This is a genomic window from uncultured Lacinutrix sp., assembly GCF_947500605.1.
Classification (GTDB): domain Bacteria; phylum Bacteroidota; class Bacteroidia; order Flavobacteriales; family Flavobacteriaceae; genus Lacinutrix.
In genome coordinates, this window is record NZ_CANMSJ010000014.1 from 50819 (window position 1) to 68717 (window position 17899).

At 32.3% G+C, this 17899-nt stretch carries 16 protein-coding genes; all 16 read right to left on the reverse strand.

Translation table 11 applies throughout. From position 1 onward, the window contains the following. Positions 1-45: 45 nt before the first annotated feature. Positions 46-2250 carry a radical SAM protein gene (locus tag Q0935_RS15405; RefSeq protein WP_299388166.1) on the reverse strand — a complete coding sequence of 735 codons (2205 nt, stop codon included), beginning with the start codon at positions 2248-2250 and terminating at the stop codon, positions 46-48. A 117-nt stretch (positions 2251-2367) separates the two neighbouring features. Continuing rightward, positions 2368-3315, reverse strand: coding sequence for a tRNA-dihydrouridine synthase (locus Q0935_RS15410; protein ID WP_299251298.1), 948 nt, complete (start codon positions 3313-3315; stop codon positions 2368-2370). A 135-nt stretch (positions 3316-3450) separates the two neighbouring features. After that, positions 3451-3750 carry a hypothetical protein gene (locus Q0935_RS15415; protein ID WP_299388168.1) on the reverse strand — a complete coding sequence of 100 codons (300 nt, stop codon included), beginning with the start codon at positions 3748-3750 and terminating at the stop codon, positions 3451-3453. A gap of 4 nt (positions 3751-3754) precedes the next feature. Continuing rightward, on the reverse strand, positions 3755-5584 hold the full coding sequence (locus Q0935_RS15420) for a Xaa-Pro dipeptidyl-peptidase (RefSeq protein WP_299388170.1): 1830 nt from the start codon (positions 5582-5584) through the stop codon (positions 3755-3757). A 167-nt stretch (positions 5585-5751) separates the two neighbouring features. Then, entirely contained in the window at positions 5752-8016 is a 2265-nt protein-coding gene (locus tag Q0935_RS15425; RefSeq protein ID WP_299388173.1) for an ATP-binding protein, read from the reverse strand. A gap of 124 nt (positions 8017-8140) precedes the next feature. Further along, entirely contained in the window at positions 8141-8827 is a 687-nt protein-coding gene (locus tag Q0935_RS15430; RefSeq protein WP_299388175.1) for an N-formylglutamate amidohydrolase, read from the reverse strand. Continuing rightward, positions 8824-10050, reverse strand: a complete 1227-nt coding sequence (locus Q0935_RS15435) for a glutamate-cysteine ligase family protein (protein ID WP_299388177.1) — start codon at positions 10048-10050, stop codon at positions 8824-8826. Before Q0935_RS15435 ends, Q0935_RS15430 begins: the two co-directional genes overlap by 4 nt. 2 nt (positions 10051-10052) lie before the next feature. Further along, positions 10053-11498, reverse strand: coding sequence for a RimK family protein (locus Q0935_RS15440; RefSeq protein WP_299388179.1), 1446 nt, complete (start codon positions 11496-11498; stop codon positions 10053-10055). 379 nt (positions 11499-11877) lie between these two features. Further along, positions 11878-12744, reverse strand: a complete 867-nt coding sequence (locus tag Q0935_RS15445; RefSeq protein ID WP_299388182.1) for a PIN domain-containing protein — start codon at positions 12742-12744, stop codon at positions 11878-11880. Positions 12745-12976: 232 nt separating this feature from the next. Beyond that, positions 12977-13714, reverse strand: coding sequence for an SDR family oxidoreductase (locus tag Q0935_RS15450; protein WP_299388184.1), 738 nt, complete (start codon positions 13712-13714; stop codon positions 12977-12979). 37 nt (positions 13715-13751) lie between these two features. Beyond that, positions 13752-14558: a haloacid dehalogenase type II gene (locus tag Q0935_RS15455; protein ID WP_299388187.1), complete on the reverse strand. Its 807-nt coding sequence runs from the start codon at positions 14556-14558 to the stop codon at positions 13752-13754. Between the two features lie 56 nt (positions 14559-14614). After that, entirely contained in the window at positions 14615-15217 is a 603-nt protein-coding gene (locus tag Q0935_RS15460) for a TetR/AcrR family transcriptional regulator (RefSeq protein ID WP_299388190.1), read from the reverse strand. Between the two features lie 257 nt (positions 15218-15474). Continuing rightward, positions 15475-16140 (reverse strand): hypothetical protein, encoded by a 666-nt coding sequence (locus Q0935_RS15465; protein WP_299388193.1) that lies wholly within the window; start codon positions 16138-16140, stop codon positions 15475-15477. 232 nt (positions 16141-16372) lie between these two features. Continuing rightward, the gene (locus Q0935_RS15470; RefSeq protein WP_299251323.1) at positions 16373-16558 is read right to left on the reverse strand and encodes a hypothetical protein; all 186 of its coding nucleotides are present in this window, start codon (positions 16556-16558) and stop codon (positions 16373-16375) included. Between the two features lie 23 nt (positions 16559-16581). After that, on the reverse strand, positions 16582-17013 hold the full coding sequence (locus tag Q0935_RS15475; protein ID WP_299388195.1) for a hypothetical protein: 432 nt from the start codon (positions 17011-17013) through the stop codon (positions 16582-16584). Further along, positions 17010-17348, reverse strand: coding sequence for a PadR family transcriptional regulator (locus Q0935_RS15480; RefSeq protein WP_100994654.1), 339 nt, complete (start codon positions 17346-17348; stop codon positions 17010-17012). The genes Q0935_RS15475 and Q0935_RS15480 overlap by 4 nt, the downstream gene beginning before the upstream one ends. Between the last annotated feature and the right edge of the window lie 551 nt (positions 17349-17899).

A 17899-nucleotide genomic window follows, 5' to 3' on the forward strand; every position in this document is an offset into this window, starting at 1 on the left:
AAAGATAGTTTTTAATGCCTTTTATTGAGATTAATTTTGTGTTATTTATAATTGTAACAATCCAAAATCTTTAAGTTTTTGCATTTGTTTAGAAAACCAAAATAATTCAAAATCTTCAAACTGAGTTTCAAAATCCTTTTTTAATGCCGAAAAAGATAAGGCTTTACCATGCGAAGGTTTCAATGTTTCTAGTGTGTCTAATAGCCATTCGCCTTCTGGTTTGTTTACTGTAATTTGAAGACTTTCGGTTTTATCGTGAAACGTCATTTCTAACAATTCATTAGTAAATCCTTTTTTAGTTTTTGTGCGTTCTGCAACTAAAGGTAAATGCCCTAAATAAACAATTTTAGCTGTTGGTTTTGTGCTTAATGTGGTTTCGGTATTTAGGCAATCTTCAATATAATATGGTGTAATTGTACTTTCAGGAATATCGAAATCGAACCATTCTTGCAAGTCCATATCAAAACCAATACCATGCATGAAATTGAACAATGATTTTTTTAAGCCGAAGCTGAACATATTATGGTCTATACCTGTTTTGTCTGTAAAATCGATATCGTTATTGGCAAACGAAATAGACTTGTAATTTGGTGTAATACCATATTCTGAAGGATTTAAACCAATAGGACTATGTGCGGTTAATGCAAACTGATGCCAAAAACCAGATTGAATAATTCCTAATTCAAACAATTGCCTTACCATTTCTAAACTATCAATAGTTTCTTGTATCGTTTGTGTAGGATAACCATACATTAAATAGGAGTGGACCATAATATTGGCCTGCGTAAAATTACGCGTTACTTGTGCCACTTGTTCTACGGTTACACCTTTGTCTATAAGTTTAAGCAATCTATCGGAAGCGACTTCTAAACCACCAGAAACGGCAATACAGCCAGATGCTTTTAGTAAGTAGCATAAATCTTGTGTAAAGTTTTTTTCGAATCTAATATTGGTCCACCAAGTAACCGTAAGCTTTCGTTTTATAATCTCTAAAGCCAATGCTTTCATTAAAGCAGGAGGTGCAGCTTCATCTACAAAATGAAAACCATTTTCGCCAGTTTGTGCAATTAATTGCTCCATTCTGTCTACTAAAAGTGCAGCAGCAATAGGTTCGTAAATTTTAATATAATCTAAAGAGATGTCGCAAAAGGTGCATTTTCCCCAATAACAACCATGTGCCATGGTAAGTTTATTCCATCGGCCGTCGCTCCATAAACTATGCATTGGATTTGCAATTTCTATAACAGAAATATAATCTTCTAATAACAAATCTGAATAATCCGGAGTACCAATTTCCAATTGTTTGTATTCTGGTTTTGTGGTATTATTTTTATAAACAACTTTGTCGTTTTCGAGTATAAAAGTGCGTTTGAATTGTTTTTCTAAGATTTCTTCGCTCTGCTCTGAATGGCATACGTTTTCAAAAAGTAACTCTATTGGTAATTCACCATCATCTAGTGTAATAAAATCGAAAAAATTAAAAACACGTTTGTCTGTTACTTGTCGTAATTCGGTATTAGGAAAACCACCACCAATGGCGATTTTAATTTCAGGGTAATTAGCTTTTATATACTGTGCACATCTAAAGGCGCTGTACAAATTACCTGGAAAAGGTACTGAGAAACAGATTAGTTTTGGCTGTACCGTTTTTAATTTATCTTCTAAAAGCGTAAGTGTTATCTGGTCTATAAAAGTAGGTTCGTTTTGTAAACTATCGTAAAGTTCATCAAACGCATTGGCACTTTGACCTAAACGTTCGGCATACCTGCTAAATCCAAAATTAGGATCTATACATTCAATAATAAAATCGGATAAATCTTCAAGATACAAGGTAGCCAAATGCTTGGCTTTGTCTTGCATTCCCATTTCACCAAATGCCCAATCCATATCTTCTAATTGCTCGAATCTAGAAGCTTGTGGTAGAAAATTTGTAGTACAAATTTGTCTGGCTAAGGTTTGGTTTTTTCCTTGTAAAAATAAAATAATAGCATCTAACGGTTGTAAATAATCGTCTTTTAAAGTATAGATGCGTTGGCAATTTTCGCTTGAAATGGTATCGTTGTCAATAGCTAAATCAAATAGTTTTTCGAATGTTTTTTTACTGAATAACTCCAGGATAACCTCAATACCTAAATCCATCTGAAAAGCAGAAATGTTTTTAGTATTTAAAAACCCTTTTAAATATGCGGTTGCAGGATAAGGTGTGTTTAATTGTGTAAAAGGTGGCGTTATTAGTAAAAGGTCTTTCAATTGAAAAATTTTAATTCGAGAACAAAGGTAATTGAAAATTGATTAGTACGCGACTGTGTTTAAGGATGAGAAAGCGACTGATTTTCTATAGATTATTGACCTTGCAATAATTAGAAATTACTTCTCATTATTTAAAATAGTAGCAACTGCTTGTTTGTATTTTACAGGATTACCAGCTTTTTTAATGGCTTTGTATGTTTTTTGCGGATTAGAAAACGACTGAGAAAAGAACTCCCAAAAGCCTAACATTTTCATTTTTATTGGTGTTGGTCCAGATAAGTATTCATCGTATTGTTGATAGATAGTATCGTGGAATTCACTAAAAATCTCCCAACGGTTTTTAGGGTATGCTGTTGTGTCGTTTTTAATCATGCTTGGTAAAAACGGATCTGCAATTAATCCACGACCAATCATAAAATGATCGATACTTGGAAAACGCGCTTCCATCTTTTTAAAAGCATCTACACTAGTAATATCGCCATTGTAATATAACTTGTGTTTTGTACCTGCTATGCAACGCTCGAATGCGTCTAAATCTACAGGACCTTTGTATAGTTGTTTTCCAATTCTAGCATGAATAGCAATGTTTTTAAGCGGATAGCTATCAAGAATAGGGAAGGTGTCTAAAATTTCTCCAGCGTGTTCGTATCCCATTCTCATTTTCATGGATACTGTAATATCACTTTCGTTGTGTGCTTTTTTTAGAATCTCGTCAATTTTTGTAGGATTACAAATTAAACCAGAGCCCATTCCAGATTTTGTAACCATAGGATATGGACAACCTAAATTCCAGTTCAGTTCTTTATAGCCTAAACTTTGCACATATTTTACAACAAACAAAAACTCATCTGCATCATTTGTCATTACTTGCGGAATAACATTTAATGTCGTGTTGTTTTCTGGTTGTAAATCTAATTGATACGATTGCTTAATCTTCAATTTCCCGTTTAGCCTAATATAAGGCGCGTAAAACGTATCGATACCACCAAAATAATGATGAAATGCGTTACGAAACCTAAAGTCTGTAAAGCCTTGTAAAGGAGAAGAAAGTAAAGTAATTGACATCTAAAAATATTAGTTGCGCAAATATAGTTTAAAAAGAAAAACCACTTCTGTATGGAAGTGGTTTTTAAAATATAGATTGTATTACTTATTTAAAATAAAGATAGAGGACTATAATAAGGCAAATTACTAATGCTATTATAATATAGTTTTGCTTTGTCCTCCCTGTATTATATGACCGTTTTTTCTTCTTTTAGGTTTTGATATTTTAGTGTTTTCTGCCTCAAAATCAAAACGCGGATGTTGTATTTCAATTTCGGATTGACCACTATAAAAACCAGGGTCATTAACTAAATTATCTGCAATATCCTTAGCTTCTTTTAAACCTATTTGTGCTTCTTCTCTAATGTATTTAATGGCGTTTAGTGTTTCGCCTTTGGCAATTAAAGCATTTGCAACTTGTAAATCTAAAACGGTATTATTAATACTAATGTTCATGTGGTTATTTTGTTGCTTTTGTAAAAGCTTCTAAACCACCAACAACAGGTAATGTTAATCTTGTATTGTCTAAATCTACAGTTAGTTCTGTACCTGGTTTTGGGTGTAATGTAAACTCTTTGTCACTAGAGAAAATAATAATTCCTATTTGTTGTCCAGCTCTTATAATTTGATCGTCTGGTTGTAATTTAAAAGTAACATCGTAAAATTTACCTTTTTCTAATGGCTCACTATCTCTTATAGATTTATAGTTTTGTGGATCTGCCCAACCACGTGTAATAATATTATCTGTAATTACTTTTGCATCGTTCTCGTAAGGTAAAGACACTAACATTATAGATAAGTTTGCAGCTGGTTTGCTACTCGATAAGCTAATAGTAACTTCTGCTTCACCAGAAATATGTAAATCTCTTGTAAGATTAGGTGTTGCATATAATAATCGGTTTTTAGAACCTGCAATTTGTGCATGCTCTTTAGCCGAAATTCTAAAGTCATCTACCAGAGTTTCTGTTTTCTGTCTTTTATTCTTTTTAGTGGTTAATGCTCCAATAGTATTTCCTCCTTTGTTTAAAAACAAAGTCACATCTTTTGCATTAGGATTTGGATACGCATCGTAAGCAGTAGGATTATCATGTTTATCGTTTTCTCTAACAATCCAAACTTGTTTATCATTCTCTACACCGTTATCTACACCGTGTAAATAATGTGTAAACCAACGGTTCATCATTGTCATTGGTGGTGGTCCACCATGTCCGTTTTGGTGATAGTATAATTGCGTTGGTAATCCCATCGCTTTTGCTTTTTGGTAAATACGGTTACTATGTTCTGGCATAACGTTCCAATCGTTAAAACCATGAGACATTAATAACGCCGCTTTCATAGGTGCCATTTGGTTTAAATAATCTCTATTATTCCAAAAGTCGTTTAAATCTCCTGTTTGTCTGTCCATACCATTTTTCATTTCGGTATCTCTAACACGTTTGTTGTTTCCTGGACGTTTATCTTCAGCTCCACTGTGTACAAAATCGTAAAGCACATCTATATCTTCACCTAAATAACCGCCTGGAGAACGTACTAAACCGTTAGATCTGTAGTAGTGGTAAGATGAGGTATTTGGTGCAATTGGAATAATAGCTTCTAAACCTTCAACACCAGTAGTGGCAGCAGCTAGAGGTAAAGTTCCGTTGTACGATGTACCTGTCATCCCTACTTTTCCTGTAGACCAAAAAGCTTCAACAGGTTCTTTACCATCTCTTTCTGTAAAACCTTTTGCTCTACCACATAACCAATCGATTACTGCTTTAGGAGCTAAAGCTTCGTTAGGTCCACCTATAGTTGGAGCACCATCACTTAATCCTGTTCCAGGAGAAGACGAATGCACCACGATATAACCACGTGGCACCCATTTTCTAAGGTGAGAATTAGATATAATTGGGCGTTCGCCTCTACGTATTACTTCTGGGTGTACGCGTTCTTTACCAATGTCTCCAAGCTCGTGTTCAACATCCCACATAACACCAGGAACATCTGCTGCTACTCCTGCAAAATAAGGACTTGTAACATAAATTACTGGTAATTTTAAACCTTCGGTATCTGTTTGTTTTGGTCTTGTAACGGCAACATGCATACGGTCTGGTTTTCCATCTTCGTCTGTATCGAAAGTAGTTTCAACCCAAAGGTCGTGTCTAATCCAATCGTTAGTGTCTGTAAAACCTTGAACGGGTTGTGCTTCTCCATCTGCAAAAACAGGAACCGTTTTGTCTTGTGCAAAACCAATAGTTACTGTTAAAAATAAGATTGAAAATAAGCCTAATACATTGTACTTTTTTGTCATGATATCTGCTTGTATAGTTTGTAGGCTACAATTTAGTTGTTTTATTTTGAATAGTGGAGCGGTTAAATGTTAAGGGAATTATAAATTTAACTAGAGTAGAAGTGAAGTGTTTTGTTTTTTTTAGCGCTGCTAAAATTTAATAATTATAGAATTAAAACAACTCTTTTTTAGGCTGTTAAATCTGTCTTATCTTCTTTTTTTTCTAAGGTTACTTTACAAGCCGGAAGTGCTTCTTGTTCTAATGCAGCATATAGTTTATCTATTTCAATAGGCTTCCACAGTATTTTATTAAACAACTGTGAGGTCTCTTTATTTTTACTTGTCATTACATCTGCAGTTATTGCAAAAATAGGAGTGTGCGTGTTTTTATTTGCTGTGCTTCTAATTAATCGGGTTGCATCTAAGCCATTTAATTCTGGCATGTGTAAGTCCATTAAAATAAAATCGTACTCTTTCTTTTGTGCGTATTCAACAGCTAGTTTTCCATTAGTAACATGCTCCGTTGTTACTCCCCATTTAGAAAGCACCTTTTTTATAAGTACGGCATTCATTATAGTATCTTCTGCTAATAGAACGTTTTTGTTTTTTAATTGCGGATAAATGGGTTTGTTTTTAATGAGTTCAAGCTGCGTTACTTTTTCTAGCTTAAGGTTAAAATAAAACTCAGAACCTTCTTGAAGTGTACTTCTAACTTGAATTTTACTATTGTGAAGTTTTACTAGTTTTTTTACAATTGCTAATCCTAAACCTGTACCGCCTTGCTTACGCGTCATTACAGGTTTTATTTGAGAGAAACTTAAAAATATTTCTGAAATATCTTTTTCCGATATCCCTTCTCCTGTGTCTTTTACACTAATTTGTATGGTATCGAATTGCGGTTCTTCTTTTAATAGTTTTAAACTAAAGGTTACTTGACCTTTATCGGTGAATTTTATAGCGTTTCCTATAAGGTTACTTAGTATTTGGGTAAGCTTAGTTTGGTCTATAAGATAGTTTCTATCCTTCGGGATTTTATTATCTAAAACTAAAGTTAAGTCTTTTGTTTTTGCAAGGTTAAGGTGCAGATTAAGTATTTTAGTAGAAAGCGCGTTAAAGTTTCTATTTTCTAAATCTAAAGCTGTTTTTTTAGAGTCTAGCTTGGTAAAATCGAGAACATTATTTACAATGTTTATTAAATTATCTGATGCAAACTGTAAACTTTTAATTAACGATTTACTTTCGCCACGAACTTGATCGTCTAAAATAGAAACTATTGTTGTAATAGCATTTAAAGGCGTTCTAATTTCATGACTCATTACAGACAAAAATTCTTGCTTTAATTTTACAGCCTTTTGTTCGTCTTTATTCTTTTTTTCTATAATTTCCTGGCGCTCTTTTTGTAATAAAGCATCACTTTCTAACACATTCATTTTATTAATTAAGTTATAGTTTTCCATAACTTGATGTGTTTGTGTATTCATTATAGTCTCTTTTTCCTTGAGGTATAATTCTAAGTATTTAAAAGCCTTAATAATATTAGATTGCTCTTTAAAGATACGATATAACAAATTGTATCCTTTAATTTTAACCATTGCAATATTATAAGAAGTAGATAGTTTTAATCCTTCTTTAACTGTTTTTGTTGCTTTATCTAATTGGTTGTTTTTATAATATAATTCGCCAAGCTTGTTATAAGCCATAGACGCTCCCATAATTTCTACAACTTTATTATGTTTATCGATAGCATATAAAAAATCGGCTTCGGCATTTTTAAAATCACCTTGCTTAAGATGTATTTTTCCACGACCATAAATAGCAAAAGCAAGACCTCTAGTATCGTCTGTTTCCTTTTTAATAGAGATAGCATACGCTATCATTTTCATTGCAATACTAGGTTTGTTCCTTTTTAAAAGTAAACCAGATAAATTATTAAAGACGTTAGATTCTATATTAATATTTCCAGCTTTTCTAGCATTTTTTACAGCCGATTTATAAGATGAAAAAGCATTTGAACGATCGCCAATATACTCGTAAACGGTTCCAATAGCTTTTTCTACTTTAGATAAGCTTTCAAAATCATCATATTTTTTATAAATTCTAATGGCTTCTTTTAAGTAAATTAAACCTTCGTGATAATTATCGGTTTTATAATGAATACTACCAATATTATATTTAGCATCTGCTATTCCACGTTCGTCGTTTATAGCTTTAAAGTAGATAATTGCTTCGTGAGCGTGCTTATTAGATTCCTCGAAGTCACTATTAATCATGCAATAGAGCGAGAGCTGGTTTAAGCTTTTTGCTATTAGCAATTTGTTGTCTATGCTTTTGCTAATGTCTAGCGCTTTAGTAGCAAGTTCTATACTTTTATGCAAGTTTGAGATACGCCCAGAATAGGCGTCGCTTAAAAGTACTTGGACTTCGTTTGTTTTTTGTAGGTTATTGATAGTCATTGGGTAACTAGCGTTCAGGCATCAAATTTAGTAAAAAATAAATAAGAAGTTTGGTTGTTTAGGTTTCTCCCTCTTAATTTAAGTTTTTTTAAATAAAAAACAGTGTTTTATGTCTTTTTTGTGGCTAATTTGTAGTTGCAAGCCTTTGTATAGCCTTGTAAAGCGCCTCTTTTATAATTAAATCCATTCTGTCTTTTAAAGCAAATTCTTGATTCACCTCAATCTCAATACCCAAATACTGTTCTGGAAACTGCTGTCTTAAATAAGTAGTAAAACCATCGGCTTTGCCTAAATACGGATAATTAAAACGCACATTAAAACTCGCATCTTGTTTTACAAGTTCTGCTTTTAATTGTTTGCAATAGGCTTGTTCTTGCTTATTTGTAGCATTATATAACAAACCAATATCGCAATTTCTAATGGTGTTATTTAGCTGAGGTGTAAAGCTATGAATAGATAAATGCAGTACAGTCTCGCCTTGATCTCTATAGTTTTTAATCTTTTTCTCTACGGAAGAACGATACGGTAAATAATGCGTGTCTATAATTTTAGCTTTCTCGGTTGCCGATAAATTTTTTGTGAATTCTGAAAACAGATTTTTATGATGTAAGGAACGATTCAGTTCAATTAACAAACGACTGGTAGTACTAAAAGACGAAGCACTAGCCAATGGCTTCAAATGCTGAAACAAATCTAATGCTCCTAAATCGAAACCACGATGCGTCTCTAAAACTTGTTTGTTAGTAAAATTTCCGCTGTAGTTTTCAGGAATAACATTCCCACCATGCTCGCAAGTTAAAACGAGTTTCACGGCTTAAACAACGTGTTTGTTTTTAAGCAGTTTTGTAATTCGCGATACACAGTTATAATATGCTCGGTAGAAGTATCGTTGCCAACAGCTTTAAGTATGCGTGTTGCCAGAGTGCCTTCTTCTAAAATAAGTTCGATAGCCTCATAATGCGAAGCATGTAATTTCGGTTTTACGGTTTGGTACAAGTGTTTCCAAATGGTATTTATAGTTGCCGGCGCTTGTAATCCAAATAGCTTTAAATAGACTTCATTGTCTACATTTGCGTTTTCGGCATGTTTAATAGCATCGTTTAAAATTAAAAACAAATCTTCTTTAACCCAACTTTTTTGTGCCTTTAAAGTGCAGAATTCTTTTTTCACCAAAGCTTTTAAAACTTCAATAATTAGCGCACAAATAGCAATATCTGCTGTTGGCGATTCTTGAATATCTACTAATCTAATTTCAATAGCATTACGATCGAAACGTGCAATAGCACCACGAGAATTTAAAAAATGATGCTCTAAAATCTTGTCTTTATCGTACGGTGCAATGGCCTTTTTTATAGGTTCGAAAATAGTAGCATGGTAATCTAATTTAGAAAACACACGTTCCGGAATTACCAAACCTGTTAACTCTGGAATCTCCTTTTGGTTGTTTTTATAAAACTCTAAACGCGTGTCTTTAAAGCCTGTAATTTCACCTTCTAAAATAGGAGAACTTGCACAAAGTCCAGGAATTAATGGCAGAATAATACGTATTGCAGCATGCAGTTTTTCGAATTCTTTATCGTTGTAAAACGGTAAATTTATATGTGTGCTTTGCACATTGCTCCAACCATGACCTTTGCAATTAAAAATAGTATTGTACAAAGCATAGACTTCGCTATAACTGTGTTTCCAAAGTTGCGTGTCTGTATTTGGTTGCATTAATGGATGCGAAGCAGTCCCTAAAAGCTGTAGGTTTAATGGTTTTAAAAGCGCATCGATTTCTAGAATATTGGCATGAAATTTTTTAGCCAAATCATTGATGTTTTTTGTGGGTCCATTTGTTTTTAGTTCTATAACATGTGCAACCAATTCGTTACTCCACGCAATGTCGCCATTGTTTATATCTGCTGTTAGTTTACCAGCTTTTTTAGTTAGCAACTCGTCTACTTGCGGTGCTACTTTAAATGTGTTTGTATTTACTAACATATATTCGAGTTCAATACCATAAACGTCGAATAAGTGATACGGTTTTTTCATTGTTATTGTAAACGTGTTTTTAGTGCAGTAAGAATTTGAGTGTACACCAAATCGCCATAAAAAGCGTCTTCTACACCAAAATCTATGTTTGGATTGTCGTTAATTTCTATTACCATTAATTTATTATCTACCACTTTTATATCGATACCGTAAAGACCTAAGCCCATAAGCTTAGCCGCTTTTAATGCCATATCGATTACGTTTTTTGGTACGTCTTCAATTGGTAAACAATCTGCATCTCCATCTTGCTCGTTTTTATTGGTTGCTTTCCAGTTGTAAATTTGCCAATGGCCTTTTGCCATGTAATATTTACAGGCGAAAAATGGTTTGTTATCAATAATGCCAATGCGCCAATCGTAATCCGACGGACAAAACTCTTGTGCAATTATTAAGTCGGATTCCTTTAGCATTTCGGTTACCAAAACATCATATTCGGCTTGTGTTTTTGCTTTTTTTACACCAAAAGAGAATGTAGAATCTGGTGCTTTTAACACGCAAGGTAAACCTGTTTGTTCTAAAACATTTGCTCTGTTATTGCTATGTACAATTACTGTTTTTGGAGTGCTAATATTGGCATTTTGCAAGGCTTCTGCCATGTACACTTTATTGCAACATTTTAAAATAGCATCTGGATAATCTATAATAGCAATGCCTTCTTGTTGTGCTTTTCTTGCAAACATGTAAGCCTCGTTGTTTACTTCGGTGCTTTGTCTTAAAAATAAAGCATCAAAAGACGATAGCCTAGATAAGTCTTTAGGCTCAATAATTTCGGCATAAATATTCATGCGTTCGGCAATTTCAATAAACTTTTTTAAAGCTTTTGTATTGCTTGGTGGCGCAGGATCGTTTGGATTTACTAAAATGGCTAAATCGAAATCGTAATTAGCAACCTTTGCAGTATCGTAACGTTTTTTTGCAAAATACTGGTTTGCAAATTCATGAACACTTGGTATGTGTTCTACAGGAATTTCGGCTTCCGAAATGGCTTTAATACTCTGTATGTTCCACTTTGTAGTGTGGTTAAAATTTACACGTAAAAAAGGCACTTGAAAATGCTTGTAAAACAAGGCGCTTAGGTTCTTGTATTTTTGTGCTACGTTTTGCCCAAAATAGATGCTTAATGTAAAATCTTGCGACTTTATGTTTTTTAAGCTTTGCTGAATAACATCGTCAAACTCATCGGAAACTATTCTAACCAGTTTTAATGTTTTTAAATCTACAATGTTTTTAGTAGTCGGAATTGGTAAATGTCCTCTTGCTTCTGCCAAAAGCGACACGTAATAACCTTTAGATTGGTACGAGTAATCCTTACACAAATTGAAAATTCGTGCATTCTTTAATAAGGAATACTTAGGATTTGTAAGATAATCTTGTGAGGAAATTACTGTAATATTATCAATTGAAAAATTCCATTTTTCAGGTTGATTTACAACAATGTATTTGTTCATTTAGAGCGCATAACGCTATTATAATTTTAAGTAAATGTATATTATTTTTTAATTGGTTTTACATTGCTTTAAAAATTATTTTTGGGTGGTTTTTTGTGTTAATAAAGTTGAATTATCGTTTTAACAAACTTACTTATTGAAAATAATTTGTTAGATAGCGCTTATCTTTTTAGAAATTATAAAGTCGATGAACTTTTAGAGAATCGTGAAAATTATGGAATGCAATATTGGTTCGTTCGTTGAACGTGATTGTTTATGGTTAGTTACGTGATTTAAGGAACTAAGTTAGCAAATAAATCACAGATAGAATATTCCACAGGAATGTTTGTAAGTAGGCTTAAAACAAGCAATTAATTATACACGGTGTTGTACACAGTATTTATTCTAAATCATCTGTGTCAAAAACCGTTAAATTTGCTAGTTCAGCTTTGTTCTGTAAATTTATATCTGATGTTATTAGGATAACTTTATCTCCAGGATATGAAACTTGTAATTCAAGTGCATTAGCTATTATTCTATCATCATTATTATTGGAATCCAACCAGTTTAAAGTTCTGTCGAAATTAGGTTCAGTTGCAATCATTTTAACTAATATTGATTTATCCACAGTAACACCATCTAATATGTTTCCTTGTTTTCTGAAGCCTTTTAATCTTTTTATAACAGAATTTACTTTTTTTCTAAAATCATCGCTTCTATGAGTCAATTTAAGTTTATCCAGTTCAGAAAGTACTGTAGGTAAAATTATAAAATTGAAATTTTTAGATTCTGTAATTATTCTATAAGATTTTGGTTCAGGAAATTGAATTATAGAGTTAGTATCAGGTATTATAAAAACACTTTTATTTTCAACTTTAAAAAAGCTTAAAAACTCTTTATAAACATTGACATTAGACAAAAGGTTTGATTTTGCACTTTGTATAGAACCAGGTGCTTTATTTTGGTCAATTATGTTTTCAATCCATTTATCAGATTTTTGAATTTTTTTTAAAAGAGTAGGGTTTGCTTGTACTCGTAGTAATTCAAAATTACTGTTAAATTTCTCGTATAGATTTTTGGCTTTTATTTGGTTTTTTTCGTCTTTTTTACTCCAAGAAAATGGATGTACTCCAATTACAATGTAACTAGGGTCACGATTTATTCTTTTATGAGAAATTGATGAATTATCTAACATGTCATTGATGACTTTTACGAATTCATCAATTTGTAATTCCAATTTTTCTATGTAGGATAAGTTTTCTGTCATATTGTGTACAATCTTTCTCTAATAAAATTCGTTTTAAAGTTTTTCATCAAAAGTTCAACGAAGTTAATCGTTTTAAGTTAGAAAATCTATACGTAGAACTACGTATTTTTCTCTAACAAAAGTCAAGTTAAAACAAGTAAATGAATCTATTTTACGGCTTTCCGTAATGGTAAAATAAAAGCATAAAAAAACCACCTAAAAAGGTGGTTTAGTATTTCCGCGAAAACGTTATTTAAACCAAAGCACCGTTGGCACCTATAACTTGTCCCGAAATCCATTTAGAATCGTCACTAGCTAAAAACAATACCACTTTTGCAATGTCTATAGGTTTTGCCAATCTATTAAAAGCATTCATGCTACTTAACTTATCTATTTGTTCTTGAGATTTTCCGTTTAAAAACAACTCAGTTTCTGTAGCTCCAGGCGCAATGGCGTTAACCGATATTCCGCGCCCTATTTCTTTAGAAAACACTCTTGTTATTTGCTCTACAGCTGCCTTTGTTGCAGAATAAAGTGCATAAGTTGGCAACATTAATTTTGTAGTACTAGAGGAGAAGTTTATAATAATACCATTATCTGCTAGCTTACTATCTGCTTCTTGTAACGTATTAAAAATACCTCTTACATTAACATTAAATTGCGTTGTGAAATCGTCTTGTGTATTGTCTTTTAATTTTTTAGAAATCATTGTTCCAGCATTATTAACTAAAACATCAATTTTACCAAATTCTTGTATGGCTTTATCGAATAGTTGGGTTACTTGCTCTCTATCGCTAACATCTGCTTTTACGGCAATTGCTTTGCCACCATTTTCTATAATTGTATTTACAGTCGCATCTGCTTCTTTCTGGCTGTTAGAGTGGTTTACTATAACTTTAGCTCCGTTTTTTGCTAATAGTATGGCTACTTCTTTTCCAATGCCTTTAGATGAACCTGTAACAATAATAACTTTGTTGTCTACTTTTTTCATGATTCTGCGTTTGTTTTAATTTATAAAAATTGGACTTTTATTTATACGACACTAGAATATCTGTAACTAATTTTAAATCGGATGCATTAATTTCTGGATTAGGTGCAAGCGGATATAATTGTGCTCCAGGTCTGCTAATAAATGCCGTTCTCCAGTTTGCCCAAATGGCACCTGCAATATCCCAACCGTGTGCTGCAACTAATAGGCACTCGTTAGGTTGAACACCCATTTTTCTAGAAGCCCATGCGTATGCATCTTGATCTGGTTTAAATTTTCCCATATCTTCAATACTTAATCTCTGGTCAAAATACTCTAATAATCCAGCATTTTTAAACTGAGTTTCTACACCTTTATTAGACGAGTTTGTAAATGAAACCAATTTGTAACCAGCATCTTTTAAGCGTTGTAACGATGCTTTTACTTCTGGATGTGCGGGTAAAGAACGAATAGGAGTAAGTATAGCTTCTCTTGCTTCGGTTTCGGTTAATTTAATGTTATGGTTTGCTGCTACCATTTGTAAAGCGGCTGCACCAATAATTCCAAAATCGTTATACTGCCTACCAACTGTAGAAACTAAAGAGTATTGTAACATGGTTGTAAACCAAAGTGGTAGTAAATCGCTTCTATTACCAAGTACTTTCCCAACGCTATCTTTCATGGCTGTTAGGTCTAAAAGTGTTTCGTTTACATCGAAAAATAACACTTTAGGTCTTGTTTCTGTAATTCCGGTAGTGTCATCCGAAGCATTTATTGCAGTCGCTGCACTGGCAAGTTGAGATGTTGTTGCAAGTCCTAATCCTAATAAGGTTGATTTTTTAATAAAATCTCTTCTGTTATTTTTCATTGTTGTGTGTATTTAAATAAACATACTAATAGGTATGTTTTTAGATTAAAAAAAAATTATTTCTTTATTTGATTTAAGTAAAAAGTAAGGCCAGAGATGTACTCGTCTAAAACAGTATCGTTAGTATATAATTTTCTGATGCCTCTAATGCCTTCGAAAGCACTTATTAAATAGGTAGCAACTGCTTGGCTTGAGACTTCTTCTTTTATTGTGTGTTCTTGTTTGCCTCTTTCTATTATTTGTACTAAAGCGGTTTTCCAGAGCTCTATAATATTTTTTAGAGCATTTTGATAGGCGATTTCGTTATTTCCGATTTCGTTAATTAGGTTGTTCATTGGGCAACCTTGTTGTTTTTCGTTAATAGAAAATTCTTTTAATCTATTTGTAAAAACATCTTTAATAATCTGGTAGGCGTTACCTGATTGCCTTAAAGGCGCAATCATGCCATTAACAACTCTTTTTTCAACTTTTAAACTAATAACCTCTAAACCTAACTCTTTTTTGCTTTTGTAATGGTGATAGAATGCACCTTTACTTAATGTGGTTTCTTTCATTATTTTATCGATGCTGGTTGTTTTAAAACCATTCTGATAAAATAAATTAAAGGCCTTATCAATAATTAGCTGTTTAGTAATTTCCGATTTTAGTTCCTGTTGCATGTTACAAATTTAATAAAAAATACTAGTTGGTATGTTTATGTTTTGTTAATTGTTTTTATTGGTTTTTGGGTTGAAAGGTTTTGTGGGTTTTGAAGCACTAAATAGAATGTGTTTGTAGGTATAGAGTTTATGGTTCTATTGGGCTTTTACTGAACGGCAAAAATTGAGGGATTTAATTTTTTTTCAGTTTGTTGAATGTTGTTGATTATATGTTTTAAACTATTAATTAGATACCGTTTTGGCAACAGTATTTTTATTTAATAATAAATTATAGTTTCAGAATTAGGAAAGAAAAACTTGTTATTTCCAGGATAAAAGTTAGCCATAGTTGGCAACGTTTTGAGTTTTCTTGTTATTTCTTTTTTCTCAATTTTCGAACTTTTATTTATACAATCGCTTGTTTCTTTTTTATAATTAATCTTACCGTTTGAAAGATTATAATCAAAATTATAGAAGTTATCACAAGGTGAACCAAAATTTACTGTTGCTCCGATTAATTGAAAAGAATTATTTTGATACCTAAATCTATGCGTATAATGCCATTTTTGACGAGCGCCTCCTGAATGATTAATTACAATACAATTTCTTTCAATGGAAATTCCTTGAAAAGGATCGCCCAACATTCCTCCATGTTGACTTGGTAGTATGGCTCCAACTGATTTTTTCCACAATTCCCATTTGTTATGGTTCTTTTTGTAAATGTATATTTGCCTTTCCGTCCCCATATCCGTTTCTTTTTCGGTGTCGTAAACTATAACTTTTTCAAAAACGCCATCTTTATCTAAATCGCCTTCTTTTTCATCGAGAATTTTAAAGTGTTTTGGTGTTTCAATTATTTCTGGTTTTTTATTTTCCTGACTTTCACAGAACATAAATGACAAAAGAAATAGAATTAAAAAGCAGGGAGATATGGGTTTTTTCATATTGTTGGCAATGTTTCTTTGATAGAAAATCGTTTTAATGTTTTTTATCAATCGTTTAACGAAGTTAGTTGTTTTGAATTAGAAAATCTATACGTACAACTACGTAAATTTCTCTTATAGAAATCATGCTAAACTACTTAAAATAAGACGCTTTTAGTTTTTGGTAAATGGAAAGTAAGAACATAAAAAAACCACCTGAAGAGGTGGTTTTGTATTTCCGCGAAAGCGATAATTAAATTTTAGCTACATCTTGTTTGTATAGCTTGTAAAACAAGGTTGGTAAAAAAGCAAAATTAAAGAGCAGAAAGCCAATAAATAGTATCCAAGCTGCATAAGGCCAATGTAAAGTTTCGAATAAAACTCCTGTGCTAAGTGTAAATAATGCTAGAAAGCATAAAACATAAACTGATTTTTTCATTTTGATTGATTTTAATGTTCGTATTAAGATTGATGTTTAAGTGCGTGTTCTTTATGTTTATTGTAAAAATAAAGAGGTAATGGTATGGCTATTAAAAAGGCAAAACCTGCAAATATTATAGTGCTTGCGTAAGGCCAATGCATAATTTTAAATAGACATCCTGTGGTTACTAGTATTGCTGCTAAAAGCTCTGAGATAGATAATAGTCTTTTTCGGTTTTTAGCCGATTTAAAATAGAGTTGTGCGTTGGTTTCTCTCTCTATTTGATTGATGTTTAAATAACCACCAAATTGCTGAATTGCGTTTTTATAGGCTTGGTCGAAATTACTGTGTTCGGTGTGTTCTATATAGGTGCAAATATGATCTAGAATGTCTTCTTTTAATGCTTTGTTTTTTAAACCGTATAACTCTAAATTGGTTTGTATGTAGTCTATTTGTTGGTCTGTTAATATCATTTTGCTATAGATTTAGAGTTAAATATTAATGATAGTGTTTTTATAAAATCGTTAATCTGTTCAGTTTGCTCTTTTATTACTTGTTCTCCAGTTTTTGTTACCGAATAGTATTTTCGAACGCGTTTACCGATGTATACTTTTTCGGTTTCTAAAACCTTATTGTGTTCCAGTTTATGCAAAATAGGATACAAGGCACCTTCTGAAATGTCTATTTTTCCTTTGGTAAGTTCTTTTACTTTTTGGGTAATCTCGTAACCATACATTTTATCATGCTGACTTAACAGCTTTAAAATGATAGGTTTTAATGTTCCTTTTGTGAGTTCTTTGCTATACATATGTCAAATATACATTTTTAATCAATACATTTTAATAAAATGTATTGTAATTTGTTAAGAGCATAAAAAAAACCACTTGATTTAGGTGGTTTTTATTGTTTGTTATTTGTTTGAGAGATTCTTCGCTTCGCTCTGAATGACGATTTTGCTTTGTATTGCAGTTTTGTTTTCAATTGCATTAGTATTATAAATGATATTCAAATTAATAACTATTACAGATGTCATTCAGAAGGAGGCACGACTGAAGAATCTTTTGATTTGATTTAGAGATTCTTCGCTTCGCTCTGAATGACAGTTGTACTTGTAATGGCACTTTTACTCTGTATTGTAATTTATTTTGAAGCATAAAAAAAACCACCTTATTTAGGTGGTTTTTATTGTTTGTTATTTGTTAGAGATTCTTCGCTTCGCTCTGAATGACAGTTGTGCTCTGAATGACAGTTTTACTCTGTATTGCAGTTTTTTTCTTTATTACATTTGTGTTATAAATGATATTCAAATTAATAACCATTATATATGTCATTCAGAAGGAGGCACGACTGAAGAATCTT